The following is an 18210-nucleotide window of genomic DNA, read 5'->3' as shown; positions in this document are numbered from 1 at the left end:
CTTCCTCGCCGCTCTGCTCGTACCACGTCCCCGACTGAAGCGGCGGCTATTCCATGAGCCAGGACCTGGCGTTGCCCATCACGACGCTTCTGCCGGAGTCGGCTGCAGAACCCGTGGTGCTGTACGACCAGCACGCCGCTCTCCGTTTCGCCATCGTGGAGCGCGACCACACGTTGCGGATCAACGCTGAGGAGTGGGACCGCCCAGGTGTCTACATCCTGCTCGATCCACCCAGTGTGGACGGTTCGTGGGGCTGCTACGTCGGAAAGGCACCGGCGGGCATCCGCACCCGCTTGCGGGACCACCTGCGCAACAAGGACCATTGGCGCCGCGCGGTCCTGATTCAGCGCGACACCACCTTCGGGTTCAACTCCGCCCAGGTTGCATGGCTTGAGGGACGGCTCTACGACCTCCTCGACGCGGCGGAGGACGCCCGCCCACACAACGGCAACCGACCGTCGGACGAGACCCTCCCTCCCTTCGAGCGGGCCTCGCTGGAGAACGCCGTCGTCCCCATCTCCCGCATCCTGCGGCTCATCGGCTACGACCCGGCCACAGCGGACGACAGCGGCACGGTCAGCACCACCACGAAGTCGTCGCGCACCAGCCGCTTCTACGGCATCACGCTCAAGAACGTCGTCGACGCCGGTTACCTGACAGCCGGGGCACGAGTCGTGTCCACCAATTCCGTGTGGCCTGCCGACGGCATTGTCAACGGCGACGGGACCCTGACGGTCAACGGGACGCCGCACCCCACCCCTTCGGCCGCTGCCGGAGCGGTCAAGGGCGGCGCCGCCAACGGCTGGGACTTCTGGGCCGTCGAAGACGGCTCCGGTAGGACCTCGCTGGCCACTCTTCGAGCCCGCTTCGCCGACACCAAGAGTTCTCCGAGCGGGACGGAGTAGACGACTACACCTCAAAGTGTCGGTGCCACCCCCGATACTCCAGCCATGACCCGGAACCGGCACGAGCGCAGCGCCATTGAGGCGTTCCTTGATGCCGACTTCCGGCAGGTCTGGGCGGTCGACCGGGCTACCGATGAGCCGCGCTTCCTGCCGGATGGCGAGGCCGTCGCGCTACGTCCGGTCGCCAAGGCGGAATGGCGCTGCCCAGTTCCGGACTGCGGGGTGCAGATAACCACCGTCGGGGGCTCATCCCGGCGCCACCACTTCCGCCACAACGAGCCCGCACCCCACGCGTCGGACGGGGAGAGTGAGTTCCACCTGGGCGCGAAAGCGATGATCGCCGAGTGGGCCCGGGGGCGTGTCCCCGATGGCGCTGATGTGCGCGAGGAGCACTCGGTCAAGCACCCCGAAACTCGGCAGCAGCGGATCGCCGATGTCATGGTGACATGGCCAGACGGGCAACTCACGGCCTTCGAGGTGGAGTACAAGAACTACGCGCCCGAGCACTGGGCGGCCAAGCAGGCGAACTACGACGGTCACGACCCAGCGCCTGTCCCGTGCGTGTGGGTGTTCGGCCACACGAAAATCAAACGACCCCGCGCAGGCTCCTACGACTTCGACGCCGACCCTCGCAACGTGCGGCTGCCGCTCCTGGGCCAGCGATGGCTGGCTGCTGGAAGGCCTGTGCTGGCCGTCAACCCGGTCACCCGCGAGGTCGGCACACTCCTAGCCGAGTTTTCGAGAGACGGCCACCCCGGATACCCCCGTCCGACGGACACCCTCGGGCGGCTGCACGTCGACCCGTTGGACGCCTGCGACCTCGATCCCGTCCGGGGCATCGTCACGCCCACCATGCGACTGGTGGACGCCGCCGAGGAACGTCGCGAAGAACTGCGTCGCCGAGAAGCCGAGGCCGAACACAAGCGGCAGGAGGCAGACCGAAAGCGACGAGAGGCCGCCGCCCACAAGCGGCAGTACTACGAAGACCTGCGCCAGCAGCAACTCAACGTCTGGGAGTCGAGCGCCCTGCATACCGTCCTGCAGCAGCGCTGGCCCAGCCTTCCCAACCTCCTTGGCGTGCTCCCGTCGGACGACCTCGACCAGAGCGGCGTCTGGGCCAACCCCACCCACTGGCGTGCCGTCCTCTATGAGGAACTCATTCACCCATTCGCCCTTGGCCGTGAACCCTGCTTCGACGACGCGATGAATTCAGGTGCGCTCCTGCCGCCCCGTCCAAGCGGAAGGTTCGACATCCGCGACATCCGCGCTGCCCTCGCCGCACACCACATTCGGCTTCACGAGCGCGACCCCCGCAAGTCGTTCAACCTCGTCATGACCTTCATGGAGCGCCTCCAACGCGCGCACATGCTCGCCATCATCCGGCGACCCGACGGCTCACCCGAGGTGTTCGAACCTACCGGCTACACGCTGCAGCAGGCCGAAGTCGAGTACGTGGCGCGACTGGCCGAGCAAGCCACCCGCGACGAAGCCATACAACGCGCGAAGAACGACCGCCGCAGCCAACTGGCGGCCCGCGCCGCTGCCCGGCCCCAGAAGCCCACCTTTGCTGAACGCATCGAACGCGCCACCGAGCGTCGCAAGCAGCGTGGCGCCGAGCCGCAGGCCGAGCGAACGGAGCGGATCAAACGGCTCTACGGCATCGACTAGCGCCCTGCCATCGCCATCCGTGGCGCTCGACCGCTTGTGGATGAGCGGATGCGCACTCCAGCAAGCGTCACTACCGTGCCCTCCATGTCGGAGGAGTGGATCACCGCGCGCGAGGCAGCCCAAGTCCTCGGCGTCCACCTCTCCGCGATCCCCAAGATGATCCGCCGCGGCGACCTCTTCAAGCGCGACCGGCGACCCATTCTTCGCCGTGCTGACGTCGTGGCCTACCGCGACGCCCGGCTGGCAGCCCAGCAAGTCCTGGCGGACACTCGGGACCTCCCCCCACGACAACCCGTGTCCCCGGAACCGCCGGACCGTGAACACGACTGGCTCCTCGCCGACGAGGCCGCCGAAGTCATGGGCGCAGCCGGTGTCGTCCATCGGACGTAGCCTGAGCACATGGCTGGCGGCATGACCCCAGGAGGTCGGGAGACGCTCGCTGAGCGCCTAGCCGCCACTCGTGCCCGTGACGCTGAGCGGCAACACGGCACGCACGGCTTTCACGGCAAACGGCCAGCGGACTGGGCCGATGTCCTCAGGGCCGAGCCGCGACTCGCGGACGCCGCGCCAGCAGCGCCCGCGATCAAGCACTGCTGGTACGACGGCCCGCACGGGCGTCAAGCAGCCCTTCTGCTGGAGTGGCGCGGGTTCGATGGGTACTTCCGCGGTCGCATCGCTGTCGCGGCGCCTGAAGCGGACGGGTGGGCCATCGTCGAGATGTGGGTCGAGCAGGGGATGCTGTCGCCCGTCGAGTGAGCGTTAGCAGTCGTCGACCGTGTGCCTCGTTCCTTGTGCGAACGGGTCACGTCACCCGAGCCGGTGAGGCATGATCAGCGCGTATTAGCGAGCGGCGCTCTGCGCTGCTCGATGACGGAGCAAACCGAGTCGGGGGGATTCGCGTGACGCGACTGCGCGCCATGGTTGGAACGACCATCACTGCAATCCTGGGCGCCGTTCTCGCGCTCAGCGTGGCCCCGCCAGCGTCTGCAGCCTTTCCGGTGCTGGTCACTCCTGCTCCGGGCGCCAGTCTGGTCGGCGGGTCGAGCGGACCGCTTGTGCTCGACTTCCCAACTCCCGGCTCGTACTCCATCTTCGTCCAGTGCGGCAGCACGTACATCTGGTCCAACGGTGGCCGCGTGCCCTACCCCGCGGGGCGACAGACCATTCCGATCGACCCGTTGGAGGGAATCAGCGGAGAGGACCTGGGTGGCGCCACGTGCCAGACCGACATCTACGGATCCGAGAGCCCCTACAAGACCACCTCGACGTTCACGGTCATCCCCCCAACGTTGGCTCTCAGTCCCGTTACCGCCACGAAAGACAAGATCTACCCCCTCGTGCGCGACAACTACCTCGACGAGACCGAGTTCAAGTTCTCCGTCAACCGCAAAGCCGACGCGACACTGACCGTCACCGACCCTGAAGGGAAGACCTACTACACCAAGTCCATCTGGGCCGACCGGGCCGGGGAATACCGGATCGCATGGAAGGGCCAGACCACCTCAGGGAAGCCCATCAAGCCGGGCAGATACCGCGCCACCATCACCGCTATGGCGGACGGAGCCACTCTCTCGCAGAGTGTCCGTGTGCAGGTGGCCACCAAGAACGTCATCCGCCGACAGACGATCCGCAAGGATGAACTGGGCGGACGGGAGACCACCGGTGGCAACTGCCGCGTGGAATACGAAGACGAAGGCACATTGCTCGACTGCTGGGGAGGCGCCTACGCCCGCTCCGTCTTCACTTTCAAGATCCCCGCCGACGCGACGAACATTCGGTGGCGTGCACGCACGTCCTACACCGGCCTCGACAAGAACCGAGGCTCCATCACCACGAACGGCAACCGCACGGGCAAGACCACCTACCAAGTCCGCGTGCAGGTCACCGGCTGGCGTGCCGTCTACGTCCACGGCGCATCGCTTACCTACAAGGCTCGCGTGCAGATCTAGGACGTTCGATGACCAGGAAGAAGCGATTCCCGAGCAAGGCGCAGAGGGACCAGGCGCGGCGCGCGAAGGCGCGAAACTCAATCGAGCGCGCCGACGACCTCTGGCTTGCCGACGGAGGCCTCGACCGGCCACACACCGCTATCGGAGTCGCTACGGCAAGGCGGTTACTCGCACGCCATCCTGCAGACAACGAGCGTCACTGGACGTATATCCGCTCGGCGCCAGACCGGATGCCCGCCTCGGACTACGTCGCCGAACACGGGGACAGCGCTCTCAAGCGCAAAGAGTCGCCACAAGCAAAGACTCTGGTGCGCCGGGTGGTCTCGGGCGGGGCGCCCAGCCTTGGCAAACGCCGCTGACCTACGGCGCTGAGGTTTGTCCGCGGCCACTTCTCGGGTGATGGCGAGCCGCCCACCCCGGGGTCGGGACTACCTGAGGAGGTCAGTGAGCGCGGCGACTCGCCTTGATGGCTTCAATCTCCTCGATCGTGGCGTTGCGCCTGGAGACGCCACCGCGATTGTTGGCTTTGGCCGTTCTAGTCGACGTGGCAGCGCGAGTTCCAGTCCTGCGTCCGTCACGCCTGTTCACGACGCGACCGTGCTCGACGTAGCGGGCAAGCGCCTCGCGAAGCGCGAAGGCATGTGACGCATTGAGGTCGATCTCGTACTGGCCACCGTCCAGCGCGAACGTGACTGTTTCGACGGCTTCCGTTCCGTCGATGTCGTCGATGTAGATCGTTCGGATTTCTCGTGCCAACTTACCTGCGTCTCTCTCGCTCGTGATCGCGCGGGCAACGCAGCCCATGGAGGGGGCATCTCCCGCTGCACGGAAGGTAGTCCATCGCAGATAACCTTCCGCTGATTCGACGGCGAGTTTGACCATGCGAAAGAAGGTTCTGGGGTGCCTGCGCGCTCAAAGGTGCAAGACCTGCAAGAGGCGATGCGCTGGCTAGAGGAGGGAAGAACCTACCAATGGATCGTGGACGAGTACCACCGCAAGTACAACGTCGCCACGAGCATCAGCATGTGGGCCGCCCTGCGTCGACGGCATGGAATCAAGACGCGCATCGTGCGAGATGATGTCCTCATTCCTTGGGCTGTGAATGCAGAGCACAGACATGCGCACGCGGTGTCTATGTTGCGCACGGAGGCCCGTCGCCGGGCAGGGAAGGCCTTGACTCCCGCGATGGCCGAGATGCTGAACGCTTGGCTCTCGGGGTTGGAGCGAGACGGGGCCGTGGTCCATTACGACTCTGACACGAGCGAGGGCTGGTGGTACGTCCCGCGCCGCGACGGCATCGACCTCGACCTGATCTATGAACCCGCCGAACGAACGGGCAGGGGCAACTTCGTGTCCTGAGGAGTCGCGTCGTTGCGACACGCTGCCGCCGACCACCCCAGCGTGTACCCACTGGCGGTCATGGTCCACGAGTCACCGGGACAGCGTCGCAACGCGCGGCGCCTCGTGATCGTCCATAGTTGTCGGTGGTGTCGGTGGTCTCTGGCACGCTCACCGACATGGGAGGCGGGGTTCTCGACGAGCAGGCAAGGTCACCCGCCGCGCTGCTGTGGGACATGGACAACATGCCCGGCAAACGTGGGCAGTTGCTCGGCCTCGCACGATTCCTAAGCCTGGTCGTCCCTGATGACGCTTACCGTTACGCCGCCGCTCGCCGACCGACGTGGAAACGAACCAAGTCGAGGTTGGAGCCACTCGGGTTCGAGGTCGTGTCAGGCGGACAAAGCACGTCAGGTGCCGACCGGCGACTGTGCGACATCGGACGCGTCCTCAGCCGCAACGGCTGCCACCACTTCACCGTGGTCAGCAACGACCGCTTCTTCTCGTGCCTTTCCACGCTCGGCACCGTCCACGTAGTCACGCTGGACCCCGCCAACCTCAGCACACGACTGGCACAGACAGCCGAATCCATCACGTCGCTGCACTTCGACGGGACAAACTGGCGCCTCGACGCGCTCGACGCCACACAACACCCTTCCCAACGGGCGCTCGCGCCGCCACGGCGTCATCAGATCCTCTCTGACCCGCAAACCAGCCCCTGAAAGGCCATCTCTTGTGACAGCCACACCCCTCTCGCCGTCGATCATGCTGGCCACCTCGATGCACGCCCAGCCAGGCGTCTACGCCCTCCTCCTAGGGTCCGGGGTGTCCAGCGGCGCTGGAATCGCGACGGGGTGGGGCGTCGTGACCACTCTCGTGCGGGAGGTCGCCGCACTCGTCGACCTTGAGACTGACAAGGACAATGCGGCGACTGGAGACGGCCGCACAGAAGTCGAGAAGGCAACCGCCGATCCCGAACAGTGGTGGTCCGACCGCTACGGCACCGAACTTGGCTACTCGACGCTCCTCGAAGAACTCGCGCCCACGCCCGCCGTCCGGCAAGGGAGACTGGCGAAGTTCTTCGAACCAACCGACGAGGAACGCGCCGAGGGCATCAAGACCCCCAGTGCGGCTCACCACGCCGTCGCCGACCTGGTCCGTAGAGGCTTCATCCGAGTCATCCTCACCACCAACTTCGACCGACTCATGGAACAGGCACTCGAAGCCGCGGGAATCTCGCCGCAAGTCATCAGTCGTCCCCAAGCGGTGCAAGGCATGGCGCCCCTCGCACACGCCCCAGCCACCGTCATCAAACTCCACGGCGACTACAAGGACCTCGACAGCCTCAACACCGCCGACGAACTGGCCACCTACCCGCAGCCGTGGACCCAACTCCTCCACCAGGTGCTCGACGAGTACGGGCTCGTGATATCTGGCTGGTCAGCGCAATGGGACACCGCACTGGTCAGCACCATCGAGGAAAGCCCAAGTCGGCGCTACCCGCTCTACTGGGACAGTCGAAGTAGTAGGGGCGACACAGCGAAGCGCCTCCTAGCCCACCGGCACGGACACGTCATCCCCGCCCCTGGCGGCGCCGACCAACTGTTCTCCGAACTGTCCGACAACGTCGACGCGCTCGAACGCCTTGCACAGCCACCGCTCACCACAGCCATGGCCACAGCCCGACTCAAGCGCTACCTGCCCAACCCGGTGCATCGCATCGACCTCCACGACCTCTTGCTCGGCACCGCCGAGCACGTCGCACAGGCAATTGCCGAACAACCGCTCAACCCACCACGCATCGACGGGGAGACGATCGAATCCCTCTGGAACACCCACCTGGAAGCCGTCGCGCCACTTACGCAACTTCTTGTCACTGGGATCTGGCACGACAGCGATGGCGAACACACCGGCCTTTGGATTGACACCCTCCAACGACTGGTCGACGCAGGGACTGCACCCATCAACTCAGCCATCACCGGCTTCGACAACGCCAGGCTCTGGCCAGCACTCATCGCATTCACGGCGGCCGGAGTAACGGCTACCCACCGTCGCCACGACCGAACACTCATAGGACTCGCCGAAAACGTCCAAGGGCGGGGTCAGATGGGGACCGGAAAACAGGAGCCAGCCGCTCACCTGCTTCACCCGCATCGCATCCTCGAATCCAACTGGGTCCTCAACATGCCGCGCTGGCACGGCACACCCTGGAACTACCCGGCTAGCCACCTCCTCAAGAACGACCTCCGAAGGTTCTTCGACGAGTCCATCCCCAACGAAGCCACCTACACACAGGCTTTCCACGGCTACGAATACCGAATCGGACTCATCCAGCAACACCTGCAGCACCCCGACGGATACTCGCTACCAGCACAAGCAGGCGAGTTCGTCGGAGAACGCGGCTGGACCCGCGAAGGCATCCCTCACGCCGAAACCGAGTTCCTCCGCGCCATCGAACGCGACCCCACCTGGTGGGACTACCTCGTCGAGCAACCCGAAGACCTTGAAGGCCACCTTGCAGCGCATCGCGAAGTACTCGCTCGCTACCAGCGCCGGGGCTGACCGAGCACCCGGAACGACCAATCAACTCCTGCAGCCTCAGGGCTGCTGCGGGGGCCTGGTCGCCTGCCGCGGGCCGTCAGGTTTCAGGAGAGATGGCCGAAGTGACGCAGGATGCGGAGTGTCGCGTACCCGTCGATCATCGCGTATCGCCGCGGGTTGTGCGGGTCCATGGCGTACGCGTTGAGCATGTGGTCAACCTGTGAAGTGATGGCGTGGCAGTGCTGGACGACGAGCAGATCCGCAGTCGTCTTTGCCAGACGGGTGATCTGGTCGCCGTTCTTTCCCAGGTCGGCGATCGTCATCGGGTGGAACTTGGCTGGCCCTTTGAACGCTATGGCTGCGCGTAACGGGGCGCCTGCAATGCTCATGCGAGTCGTCCAGAGGTCGTACTCCTCGCCGCCCCAGTCCTTGGGGATTTCGGGCTCGCCGATGATGTCGACGAACCACTCCTTGGTCTGCTGCTCCGAGACCTCGCGCAACGCTCTCAGTTCGGACCTATCGAGCCGTGTTGAGAAGTCGACTTCGGCGAACTGGTCAATCTGTTGCACGAAGACGTGATGCGGGTTGGACTCAACAAACCCGCGCCCCTTCTGCACACGTCCCGGCCCCCACCGCTTGGCAATGAGAACTGGCCGCAGGTGCACCTCCGCAGCACTTAGTGACTCGATGTAGCCCAGGATGAAGTGCCGTCGCGCGCCCGACATCTGCTCGGCGGAGGATCCGCTGGTGAGATGCTCGGCGTTGAAGGACCCGCGGATCGTCACACTGGCGTTGGTGGCCAGTGGAGCATGGAAAGTGCCCCGACCGTGGTGTCCAGCCTCGGCTTCACGCATTGCCTTGCGTGTTCCTGAGTAGTAGACGCGCTGGTCAACCCAGACGAGCATCCCTGACGCGAGGGTGCCTTCCGTGTCGGCCACGGCCAGTGCTGCCACGTCCAGGGTCTTGAGAACGTCGTTCAGCGCACGCTCGAAGGCGAGCGTCTGGTAAGAGCGAGCCATGGGGGACGTGGCGCCGGGCAGTCGCGCCATGAGGTCGTCAGCAACCTGCGGGTCCAGCAACGCTAAGGCGAGTTTCGGGTGCACGAACCATGCGTCGAACTTCGTGTCCAGGGGTCGCTCATCAAGTGAGTCGTGGATGCCATCGGTCACTGGTGCAGTGTCACATCATCGCGGTCGACATCGACGGCGTTGCCCGGGGTCGCGGGTCATCAAGACGGGTCACCCGGTCGGGTCATCAGGTCACCGTCCCTAGTCGGGGCCGACAAGCCGGGCCGTGCCCCCGTTGACGCTCGCTTCCATCCGCTGCATCTGTCGCACAAACGAGGAACCGGCCCGTTCACCGCATCTCTGCGAGCGCTTTCGTGCGAGGGCCCTGAGGTAGGCTCCTGCGGTCACAGCCCCGGGTCGGGACTCGTGAAGGCTCCAAGGCGACATTCGGAATGACATTCGGATGACATCTGACAGCTGATGTCGAATCTCTCTCGCTTGTCACCGGTTGTGTCACCGGTTGTGTCACCAGAGCGAGATTGGCGCAACGTGCGGCAAAGAGCAACAGGTGGGATTTAGATGAGGCACTCCACCTAGCCAAGGCAGTCGGCTGGCCCCGCGAGAGCGATCTTCCGGGGCCAGTCCCTGTTTGTACGGATACACGACTACCTGCGCAACACCAAGCAGATCCACGAGTCGTTCGGTCCGCTGGCGCCGAGTCGGATGTACTCCCGCGGCGGCGACGGGCCCACCGTCCGCTTCGTCGACGTCGGCGAGGACGACCCGATCGACGTGGCCGACGACGAGGTCGACCGGTTGCTCGACGCCGGGTGGGACCCTCGGCACGTTGCGCTGCTGACGACCGGTCACCGGCACCCGATCCAGGTGGAGCGCACCGACTTCCATGACCAGGACGGCTACTGGCGCACCTACTGGGACGACGACGTCTTCTACGGCCACGTCCTCGGCTGCAAGGGGCTGGAGCGCCGCGCGGTGGTGCTGTGCCTCAACGAGGACGGCTCGCGCGACCGGGCGCGGGAGCGGCTCTACGTCGGGATGTCGCGTGCGACCGACGAGCTGGTCGTCGTGGGGGACCCCGAGACCGTACGGCGGGTGGCGGGCGACGTCGTGGCGCGACGACTCGGGATCTGATCGCCCGTCACGCGCTCGTCGCCAGCGGCTCCAGCTCGTCCGGCGGGATCGGACGGACGGAGGCGCAGGTGGCGAGATGGACGACCTCGCACCGCACTCCCGCCCGCGAGCCGGCAGCGTAGAGCGCTGTCGCCCAGCGACGGCCCACGGAAGTCAGCAAGCCCGATCCGGCCGGGAGAACAGGAACGCGAAGCGCTCGTCGTCCGCCGAGTCCTCGGTGAGCGTCCGGAGCATCGTCGCGAAGTCGGCCATCAGGGCCCGTCGGGCTCGGGGTCCACCAGCCGCCGCCATGCTCCTTCGAGGTCGGGCTGTGTCCTGATCACGGGTGGGACGGGTTCGTTGGCCATGCACCGACCGTGCCCCAGACAGCGGCACCGCGCGAGCGACTCTCCACAGGTTCGGTCCATAGCGATCGGCGAAAATGTGATATCTATTTGCCATCACAATCTGACGAGGGGCTGGACACATGAACGGGGAGCGCGACATGGAGCACACGGACCACGCCGAGGTCGGCGAGTCGGAGGGTGGCGCGCCAGCGGGCCACCCGGTGGGCCACGAGGGCACGCGGGTGGACGTCACCGAGCGGCCGGCGTGGTCGGTCGACGGGTTCGCCGGGCTCGCGGTGTCGCTGGTGCTGCTCGGTCTCGGCGGATGGCTGACGGTCCTCGGCATCATCGAGGCAGACGCGGGCGAAGGGGGCGTCGGACGCATCGTCGGCGGGCTGGCGATCGGCACCATCGCCCTGCTGCTGTCGGCGTCGCTGGCAGTGGTGGCACCCGGGCAGACGCGCGTCGTGCAGTTCTTCGGCAAGTACGTCGGCACCGTCCGCAAGCCCGGCCTGCGGATGGTCGTGCCGCTGACCACCCGACGCAACGTCTCGGTCCGGGTGCACAACTTCGAGACTCACGAGCTCAAGGTCAACGACGCGGACGGCAACCCGGTCAACATCGCGGCGATCGTCGTGTGGCAGGTCGCCGACACGGCGCGTGCGAAGTTTGCGGTCGAGGACTACGAGGACTTCGTCGCGGTGCAGGCCGAGTCGGCCCTGCGCCACGTGGCGATGAGCCACCCCTACGACAACGCCGCCACCGAGGTCACCCTGCGTGGCGACACCGAGGTCATCTCCGCCGAGCTCGCCGCGGAGGTCGCGGAGCGGATCGCACTCGCCGGCCTGGAGATCATCGAGGTGCGGATCTCGGCACTGGCGTACGCCCCCGAGATCGCGCAGGCGATGCTGCAGCGCCAGCAGGCCTCGGCCGTCGTCGCAGCCCGCGAGACGATCGTCGACGGAGCCGTCGGCATGGTTGAGAGCGCGCTGGCCCAGCTGGAGCAGAAGGACATCGTCGAGCTCGACTCCGAGCGCAAGGCCGCGATGGTCTCCAACCTGCTCACCGTGCTCTGCTCCGAACGCGGCACGACGCCCGTGGTCAACACCGGCTCGCTCTACACCTGATCGTGGACGAGCAGGCGGGGGACTCGGCCCCCAAGCGGGGCGCGGAGCGCAAGTCTGTGCTCCTGCGCCTCGACCCTGCCGTCCACTCGGCGCTCCAGCGCTGGGCGGCCGACGAGCTGCGCAGCGTCAACGCTCAGATCGAGCTGCTGTTGCGCGACGCCCTCCGCGACGCGGGCCGCGCGCCTCGCGACGCAGGACCCGTGCCGCGGCGGGGACGGCCGCCGAAGGAGCGGGACGACTGACGGCCTACGGCTGGAAGACCACCTTGACCATGCCCTCCTCCTTCTTCTGGAAGTGCTCGTACGCGCTGGGCGCCTCGGAGAGCGGGAGGTGGTGGGTGGCGAAGGCGTCCACGCCGAACGGGTCGTCCTCGACGAGCATCGCGAGCAGCTCGTCGGTCCAGCGGCGTACGTTCGCCTGACCCATCCGGATCTGCACCTGCTTGTCGAAGAGCTGCATCATCGGCATCGGGTCGGCCATGCCGCCGTACACGCCTGAGATCGAGATGGTGCCACCACGGCGTACGGCGTCGATGGCGGTGTGCAGCGCGGCGAGGCGGTCGAGTCCGGCCTTCTTCATCATGGGCTCGGCGATGGCGTCGGGGAGCAGGCCGGTCATCTTCTGCACCACCTGGGCGCCCCCGGAGCCGTGCGCCTCCATGCCGACGGCGTCGATCACGGCGTCGGGCCCGCGGCCGCCGGTGGCCTCGCGGATGACGTCGCCCACGGAGCCGACGTCGTTGGCGTCGTCGAAGTTCAGTGGCTCGGCGCCGAAGGCCTCGACGCGGGCGAGGCGCTCGGGGATGCGGTCGACGGAGAACACGCGGTGCCCGGCGCGTACGCCCATGCGCGCGGCCATGTCGCCGATCGGGCCGGCGCCCAGGACGAGCAGCGTGCCGCCGTCGGGCACGTCGGCGTACTGCAGCGCCTGCCACGCCGTCGGCAGGACGTCGGAGAGGAAGAGGAAGCGGTCGTCGGCATGCTCGTGGGGCACCTTGACGGGGAGGAAGTCGGCAAAGGGGACGCGGAGGTACTCCGCCTGCCCGCCGGGGACCTGACCATAGAGCTTGCTGTAGCCGAAGAAGCTCGCGCCGGTGCCGTGCTCGTGGTTCTGCGTGGTCTCGCACTGGCTGTAGAGGCCCTGCTCGCACATCCAGCACGACCCGCAGCACACGTTGAACGGCACGACGACGCGGTCGCCGACCTTGAGCTTCGTGACACCGGTGCCGACCTCCTCGACGATGCCCATCGGCTCGTGGCCGACGATGTCGCCGGCCTCCATGAACGGCGCGAGGGTCTCGTAGAGGTGGAGGTCCGAGCCGCAGAGGCCGGTCGAGGTGATGCGGATGATCGCGTCCATCGGCTCCTCGAGGCGCGGGTCCGGGACCTCCGTGACCTGCATGTCGTGGACGCCCTGCCAGGTGACTGCCTTCATCGGTCGTGTTCCGCCTTCGGGATCGGGATCGTCGAAGGCATCCCGTACCCGAGGCGCCGGACGACATGCGAACTCACCCCTCGGAGCGGCTCGCGCCGTCCAATTCGCGCGTTCGGCGGACAGCCGCGCCAACCGCGACCCATGCTGTCTGCCGCCAACCTAGGAGGAAACTTGCGTAGGTCACTCGTGGGCGCCATCGCCTGCATCACCATCACGGCACCGGCCCTGGTCGTCATCGCTCCGGCCCAGGCGGCTGTCCCCGCCCAGTGGCAGAACTGCACGACGGTCAACAAGCGCCTGCCGCACGGCGTCGGCCGGGCGAATGCCCGTGACAAGACGTCCGGCACGCCGGTCACGAACTTCCGTCGCGACACCGCGCTCTACAACACCGCCGTCCGCGCCAACGGCGGCCTGGACCGCGACAAGGACGGCATCGCCTGCGAGAAGGCGTGACCTGAGGTCGCGCTACACCTGACCGGTCTCGACGACGTACGCGTCGTGGTCGGACAGGCGCTTGCCGTCCGCCTCGGCAGCGACCCGATGCGCGTCCGAACCACGACCGGCGGGCACGGCGACGTGGTCGATGCTCAGCAACCCGTCCGCGGCGTGGGGCAGGTCGGCAGTCGGCACGTCGAGCCCCAACGTCGGGATGGCCTCGAGCAGGGACGCGCGGCCGGCCTTCGACCCGGCGACCTCTCGACCGGAGAGCGCGTGGTTCCAGTCGCCGCCCCAGACGAGGCGCGCTGCGGGACGGAGGCGCAGCACCAGGGCGTCCACCGCCTGCCGCGTCTTGTTGGCGTGCCCGTCGCCCGCCCACACGGGCCCGGTCCGAGCCGCCCGCCACGGCAGGACCGAGCTGACGTACGTCGTCGCGCCGATCTGCGCTGCCGCGCTCGCTGGGTGCGGGTCGGGGATCGACGCCATCGGCAGTCGTGACGCTATCGCGGCCCAGTGGTGCCCGGGCGCACACCAGGCCTGAGTGCGGTGCAGGGCGTACCCGGGGAGGCTCGTCCCCGTGTGGACCTCGGTGAGGAGCCACACGTCGCAGTCGGCATCGAGCAGGAGCGAGCGGTGGCCGTCGGTCCATCGGCCGGCAAGGTTCCAGGTCCCGATGCGCACTGGGGCATCCTCCCGGACGGGTCGCTGGTCCCGGCGTGCGTCTCGCCCCGGCGGGGTCGAGACCTCACCTGGGCACATCGGGCCATTCGCCCACGGGAATCCGGAATCCTGCCTAGCCTGCTCGGGTGGGGGCAGGGATCGCGACGCACCAGCGCGGCGCCGGGAGCGAGGCGGAGGTCGCGCGTGCCCTGAGGCGACTCCCGGAGGGCTGGTTCGTCTTCCACGACGTCCCGTGGCGCGGCCGCCCGGGGGTCACGATCGACCACGTCGTCGTCGGTCCGGCCGGCGTGTTCGTCATCGAGGCCGAGAGCTGGGACGGCACCATCGAGGTCCGCGACGGCGTGCTGACGCAGGACGGCCAGAGCCGGGAGCAGGCCGTCGACCTCGCCGCACGCGCTGCGATCGCCGTCCAAGGCGTGGTGCCGGGTCGCTGCTTCCCGGTCGTCTGCTTCGACGGAGCCCCGCTGTCCGCGTGGGCGCGCGACGTGCTGGTCTGCTCGTCGTCGACCGTGCTGCTCAAGCTGCGCTCACTCCCGCACCGCCTCAGCGATGACGACGTGCGACGCTGCGTGGCGGCGATCGAGGCCCAGTCCCGCCACCGTCACCTCAGCGTCACGAGCATGCGGGCGCGCACGAAGCGGCAGCCCGAACGACGGAAGCAGGCCCGTCCGGTGCTCTTCACGGTCGCCCTGCTCGAGCTCGTCCTGGGTGCACTCCTCGTGCTGAGCGGGAGCGTGCAGGACACGGCCGACTGGGTGACGCAGGGCTACGTCTCGGTCACCGACAAGGACGACCGGGACATGAAGCCCGTCAGGATCAGGCGCGACGTGGACCCCCGCCACCAGGGCGCCCACCGCTAGGTCGTCAGTCCAGGCCGCTGAGGTCAGGGGGTACGTCCACCGAGTGCGCCTCGAGCACCTCCAGCGGGACCACCTCGAGCGCCCGCTCCGAGGTCGCGGCCAGCACGACCGGCGCCGCGACGCCCGCGGCGTACGCCTGCAGCCACCGCGCCGCGACGACGCACCAGCGGTCACCCGGGACGAGGCCGGGGAAGTGCCACTCCGGGCGCGGGGTGGACAGGTCGTTGCCGACCGCGCGCTGGTGGGCGAGGAACTCCTCGGTCATCACCGCGCAGACCGCGTGCAGGCCGACGTCGTGCGGGCCGACCGTGCAGGTTCCGTCGCGGTGGAAGCCCGTCATCGGGTCGGTGCCGCAGGCCTCCAGCTCGCCGCCGAGGACGTTGCGCTCGCTCATGCCGCGGCCTCCGTCCCGATGACGAGGTCGGCACGGTCCCGGGTCGCTGCGACGAGCGCGGCGTTGGCCTCGTCGCTCCGCTCGACCCACTCGCGGGCGGCCTCGGGCGACTTCCCGAACTGCTCGTGCCGGCGGACCAGCCGCTCGCGACGGACGTCGTCGTCGACCTCGACGAACCACACCTCCGCCAGCAGCGGGCGTACGCGCTCCCACCCGTCGGTGGGGAGCAAGAGGTAGTTGCCCTCGGTGAGCACCAGCCGCGCCGACGGCGGGATCGCGAGCGCGGCCGCGATCGGCTGCTCGAGGTCGCGCTCAAAGCCGGGGACGTAGAGGACCCGGTCCGGTGCGGACTGCAGGCGGGCCAGCGCCGCGACGTAGCCGTCGACATCGAACGTCTCCGGCGCACCCTTGCGGTCCCGCAGCCCGAGCCGGTCGAGCTGGACGTCAGCGAGGTGGAAGCCGTCCATCGGCAGGTGCCCCACGTCGGGTCCGAGCGCCGCGAGGAGCGCAGCAGCGAGGGTCGACTTCCCGGCGCCGGGCGCGCCGGTGATGCCCAGGACCGCGCGCCCGGGACGCTCGAGGAGGGCCGATGCGCGGTCGACCAGCGATTCCTGCACTACCGGGCGACGACGACGATGTGGGGGGTGCTCACCCCACGATCGTAGGGAGATGTCACTGAAGACTGGGCGACCTGACCACCCACGGCGGATGATGGGTCCATATGAACACCTCCGAGAACAACCGCAAGCGACAGAGCAGCAGCCCGTTCAAGGCCGCCGCTGAGCCGGTCATCGAGACCTTCGCGAAGGAGGACCGCGTCACCCACGACCTCTACGGCCTCGGCCGGGTGGTCAACGTCGAGGCGCATGCGGTCAGCGTGGACTTCGGCGAGCGCACGCTCCGGATCACGAGCCCCTACGCCAAGCTGCACCACCTGTAGGTCTGCGGCACCGAGGCGTACCGTCGGTCCATGACTGGTCTCGAGGCGGGGCTGCGACCGTTCGTCGACACCGGGCAGGTCCCCGGGCTCGTCGCGCTCGTGGCGCGCGGTGACGACGTCGAGGTCGTGGCGCTGGGCACCCAGGACTCCAGCGGCAGGCCGATGGCGCGGGACTCGATCTTCCGCGCGGCCTCGATCACCAAGCCGGTCACCGCCGCGGTCGTCATGTCGCTGGTCGAGGACCGGCTGGTCGACCTCGACGCCCCCGTCGGCGACCTGCTGCCCGAGCTCGCCGAGCCGCGGGTGCTGCGGACGCGGGAGAGCCAGCTCGACGACACCGTCGCGTGCGAACGACCGGTCACGGCCCGACACCTCCTCTCGGGCACGGCCGGGCACGGCTTCTGCACCTGGGACTCGCCGGTCCCCGCGCTGCTGACGGAGCGCCTCGGCCAGGCCGACGAGGACGTGCAGGCGGTCCCGGAGCCCGACGAGTGGATGCGCCGGCTCGGCGAGATCCCGCTGATGCACCAGCCGGGGGAGGGGTGGACCTACAACGCCGCGTACGACGCGCTCGGCGTCCTTGCCTCACGAGCGGCCGGCCGGCCGTACGCCGACGTCGTGGCCGACCGGGTCCTCCGGCCGCTCGGGATGGACGACACGGGGTTCCACGTCCCGGCCGACCGCGTCGACCGGTTCACCACCCTCTACCAGGCCGGCGACGGCGGGCTGCGGGTGAGCGACGAGCCCAACGGCTACTACGTCCGTACGCCGGCGTTCGCGTCCGGATCGGGCGGGCTCGTCACCACCGTCGACGACTGGCTCGCCTTCGGTCGCATGCTCCTCGCCGGCGGCGGCAACGTGCTCAGCCCGGAGTCGGTGCGGCAGATGACGACCGACCACATCACCGAGGCGCAGCGCGAGCTGGGTGGGTGGTTCCTCGACGGCCAGGGGTGGGGCTACGGCGGCGGCGTCGACACCGCGCTGATCGAACCGTGGAACGAGATCGGCCGCTACGGCTGGGTCGGCGGCACCGGTACCTCGGCGTACGTCCACCCCGCCACGGGCACCGTCGCCGTGCTGCTGACGCAGGTCGTGCTGGGGGCACCGGGGATCGAGGACCTGCTCAAGGCGTTCTGGACGCTGTCGACGACATGACCACACCCCGATGGGCCTTGTCCTGTCGGAGCGGCTGGCTAGCGTGGGCGCATGACCGACGAGGTGAAGCAGGCAGCGATCGAGGCAGCGCAGCGGGTCGTGGACGAGGTGAGCTCCTGGCAGTACAGCGCCGAGGACAGCACCATCGCGCAGCAGCTCGACGAGGGTCTCGCCAAGGCGCAGGTGACGATCAGCGACGACGAGAAGGCCCGCATCCTGGCCGAGATCGACCAGATGAAGGACGAGCAGTCGTCCGCGCCGCAGGTGCGCTCCGCGTCGCCGGTGGGCTGAGCCG

Annotated in this window: 23 protein-coding genes; 17 read left to right on the top strand and 6 right to left on the bottom strand. The window is 68.0% G+C overall.

The genetic code is table 11. From position 1 onward, the window contains the following. Positions 1-53: 53 nt before the first annotated feature. The 6 genes from F4692_RS03790 (at position 54) to F4692_RS03765 (ending at position 4881) form a co-directional block, all read left to right on the top strand. Entirely contained in the window at positions 54-905 is an 852-nt protein-coding gene (locus F4692_RS03790; protein ID WP_179618275.1) for a restriction system modified-DNA reader domain-containing protein, read from the top strand. Between the two features lie 45 nt (positions 906-950). Then, positions 951-2573 (top strand): competence protein CoiA family protein, encoded by a 1623-nt coding sequence (locus F4692_RS03785; RefSeq protein WP_179618274.1) that lies wholly within the window; start codon positions 951-953, stop codon positions 2571-2573. 84 nt (positions 2574-2657) lie between these two features. Next, positions 2658-2963: a helix-turn-helix domain-containing protein gene (locus tag F4692_RS03780; RefSeq protein WP_179618273.1), complete on the top strand. Its 306-nt coding sequence runs from the start codon at positions 2658-2660 to the stop codon at positions 2961-2963. A 9-nt stretch (positions 2964-2972) separates the two neighbouring features. Beyond that, positions 2973-3329, top strand: a complete 357-nt coding sequence (locus F4692_RS03775) for a hypothetical protein (protein ID WP_179618272.1) — start codon at positions 2973-2975, stop codon at positions 3327-3329. Positions 3330-3472: 143 nt separating this feature from the next. After that, complete coding sequence (locus F4692_RS03770; protein ID WP_179618271.1) at positions 3473-4522, top strand: FlgD immunoglobulin-like domain containing protein; 1050 nt, start codon at positions 3473-3475, stop codon at positions 4520-4522. Between the two features lie 8 nt (positions 4523-4530). Further along, positions 4531-4881, top strand: coding sequence for a hypothetical protein (locus F4692_RS03765; RefSeq protein WP_179618270.1), 351 nt, complete (start codon positions 4531-4533; stop codon positions 4879-4881). Between the two features lie 82 nt (positions 4882-4963). On the opposite strand, the gene F4692_RS03760 is transcribed toward F4692_RS03765, so the two are convergent. Further along, a complete protein-coding gene (locus F4692_RS03760) occupies positions 4964-5404 on the bottom strand; it encodes an Lsr2 dimerization domain-containing protein (protein WP_257029483.1) in 441 nt (146 codons plus the stop codon). Positions 5405-5500: 96 nt separating this feature from the next. On the opposite strand from F4692_RS03760, the gene F4692_RS03755 reads away from it, so the two are divergent. The 3 genes from F4692_RS03755 to F4692_RS03745 all read left to right on the top strand — a co-directional run bounded on the left by F4692_RS03755 (position 5501) and on the right by F4692_RS03745 (position 8422). Next, positions 5501-5881: a hypothetical protein gene (locus F4692_RS03755; protein WP_218858141.1), complete on the top strand. Its 381-nt coding sequence runs from the start codon at positions 5501-5503 to the stop codon at positions 5879-5881. A gap of 128 nt (positions 5882-6009) precedes the next feature. Beyond that, positions 6010-6582, top strand: a complete 573-nt coding sequence (locus tag F4692_RS03750) for a PIN domain-containing protein (protein ID WP_179618269.1) — start codon at positions 6010-6012, stop codon at positions 6580-6582. A gap of 13 nt (positions 6583-6595) precedes the next feature. Next, positions 6596-8422: an SIR2 family protein gene (locus F4692_RS03745; protein ID WP_179618268.1), complete on the top strand. Its 1827-nt coding sequence runs from the start codon at positions 6596-6598 to the stop codon at positions 8420-8422. 83 nt (positions 8423-8505) lie between these two features. Here the strand turns inward: F4692_RS03745 and F4692_RS03740 are convergent, their stop codons facing one another. Then, on the bottom strand, positions 8506-9570 hold the full coding sequence (locus tag F4692_RS03740; RefSeq protein ID WP_179618267.1) for a hypothetical protein: 1065 nt from the start codon (positions 9568-9570) through the stop codon (positions 8506-8508). Positions 9571-10131: 561 nt separating this feature from the next. Here F4692_RS03740 and F4692_RS03735 point away from each other — a divergent pair. The 3 genes from F4692_RS03735 (at position 10132) to F4692_RS03725 (ending at position 12255) form a co-directional block, all read left to right on the top strand. Next, positions 10132-10560: an ATP-binding domain-containing protein gene (locus F4692_RS03735; RefSeq protein ID WP_179618266.1), complete on the top strand. Its 429-nt coding sequence runs from the start codon at positions 10132-10134 to the stop codon at positions 10558-10560. 484 nt (positions 10561-11044) lie between these two features. Continuing rightward, positions 11045-12013, top strand: a complete 969-nt coding sequence (locus F4692_RS03730) for an SPFH domain-containing protein (protein WP_179618265.1) — start codon at positions 11045-11047, stop codon at positions 12011-12013. Positions 12014-12015: 2 nt separating this feature from the next. Continuing rightward, on the top strand, positions 12016-12255 hold the full coding sequence (locus F4692_RS03725) for a type II toxin-antitoxin system antitoxin (protein ID WP_179618264.1): 240 nt from the start codon (positions 12016-12018) through the stop codon (positions 12253-12255). A gap of 4 nt (positions 12256-12259) precedes the next feature. Here F4692_RS03725 and F4692_RS03720 read toward each other — a convergent pair whose 3' ends face one another. Next, a complete protein-coding gene (locus tag F4692_RS03720; RefSeq protein WP_179618263.1) occupies positions 12260-13447 on the bottom strand; it encodes a zinc-dependent alcohol dehydrogenase in 1188 nt (395 codons plus the stop codon). A gap of 171 nt (positions 13448-13618) precedes the next feature. Between F4692_RS03720 and F4692_RS03715 the strand changes: the two genes are divergently transcribed. Then, positions 13619-13900 (top strand): excalibur calcium-binding domain-containing protein, encoded by a 282-nt coding sequence (locus F4692_RS03715; RefSeq protein WP_218858140.1) that lies wholly within the window; start codon positions 13619-13621, stop codon positions 13898-13900. Between the two features lie 12 nt (positions 13901-13912). On the opposite strand, the gene F4692_RS03710 is transcribed toward F4692_RS03715, so the two are convergent. Next, the gene (locus tag F4692_RS03710; protein WP_179618261.1) at positions 13913-14566 is read right to left on the bottom strand and encodes an endonuclease/exonuclease/phosphatase family protein; all 654 of its coding nucleotides are present in this window, start codon (positions 14564-14566) and stop codon (positions 13913-13915) included. A 125-nt stretch (positions 14567-14691) separates the two neighbouring features. Between F4692_RS03710 and F4692_RS03705 the strand changes: the two genes are divergently transcribed. Continuing rightward, positions 14692-15426, top strand: coding sequence for a nuclease-related domain-containing protein (locus tag F4692_RS03705; protein ID WP_179618260.1), 735 nt, complete (start codon positions 14692-14694; stop codon positions 15424-15426). A gap of 4 nt (positions 15427-15430) precedes the next feature. On the opposite strand, the gene F4692_RS03700 is transcribed toward F4692_RS03705, so the two are convergent. Then, complete coding sequence (locus tag F4692_RS03700) at positions 15431-15820, bottom strand: DUF2237 family protein (protein WP_179618259.1); 390 nt, start codon at positions 15818-15820, stop codon at positions 15431-15433. Further along, positions 15817-16437 (bottom strand): nucleoside/nucleotide kinase family protein, encoded by a 621-nt coding sequence (locus tag F4692_RS03695; RefSeq protein WP_179618258.1) that lies wholly within the window; start codon positions 16435-16437, stop codon positions 15817-15819. Before F4692_RS03695 ends, F4692_RS03700 begins: the two co-directional genes overlap by 4 nt. A 104-nt stretch (positions 16438-16541) precedes the next feature. Between F4692_RS03695 and F4692_RS03690 the strand changes: the two genes are divergently transcribed. Genes F4692_RS03690 through F4692_RS03680 form a run of 3 tightly spaced genes read left to right on the top strand, consistent with a single transcriptional unit; the run spans position 16542 to position 18206 of the window. Further along, a complete protein-coding gene (locus F4692_RS03690; protein WP_179618257.1) occupies positions 16542-16760 on the top strand; it encodes a hypothetical protein in 219 nt (72 codons plus the stop codon). A 30-nt stretch (positions 16761-16790) separates the two neighbouring features. After that, on the top strand, positions 16791-17915 hold the full coding sequence (locus F4692_RS03685) for a serine hydrolase domain-containing protein (RefSeq protein ID WP_179618256.1): 1125 nt from the start codon (positions 16791-16793) through the stop codon (positions 17913-17915). Between the two features lie 51 nt (positions 17916-17966). Next, positions 17967-18206: a hypothetical protein gene (locus tag F4692_RS03680; protein WP_179618255.1), complete on the top strand. Its 240-nt coding sequence runs from the start codon at positions 17967-17969 to the stop codon at positions 18204-18206. The last annotated feature ends 4 nt before the right edge of the window (positions 18207-18210 follow it).

It is taken from the genome of Nocardioides cavernae (assembly GCF_013410035.1).
Taxonomy (GTDB): Bacteria; Actinomycetota; Actinomycetes; order Propionibacteriales; family Nocardioidaceae; genus Nocardioides; species Nocardioides cavernae_A.
The sequence above is the reverse complement of the archived record's forward strand: the minus strand, read 5'-3'. Positions and strand labels throughout refer to the sequence as shown.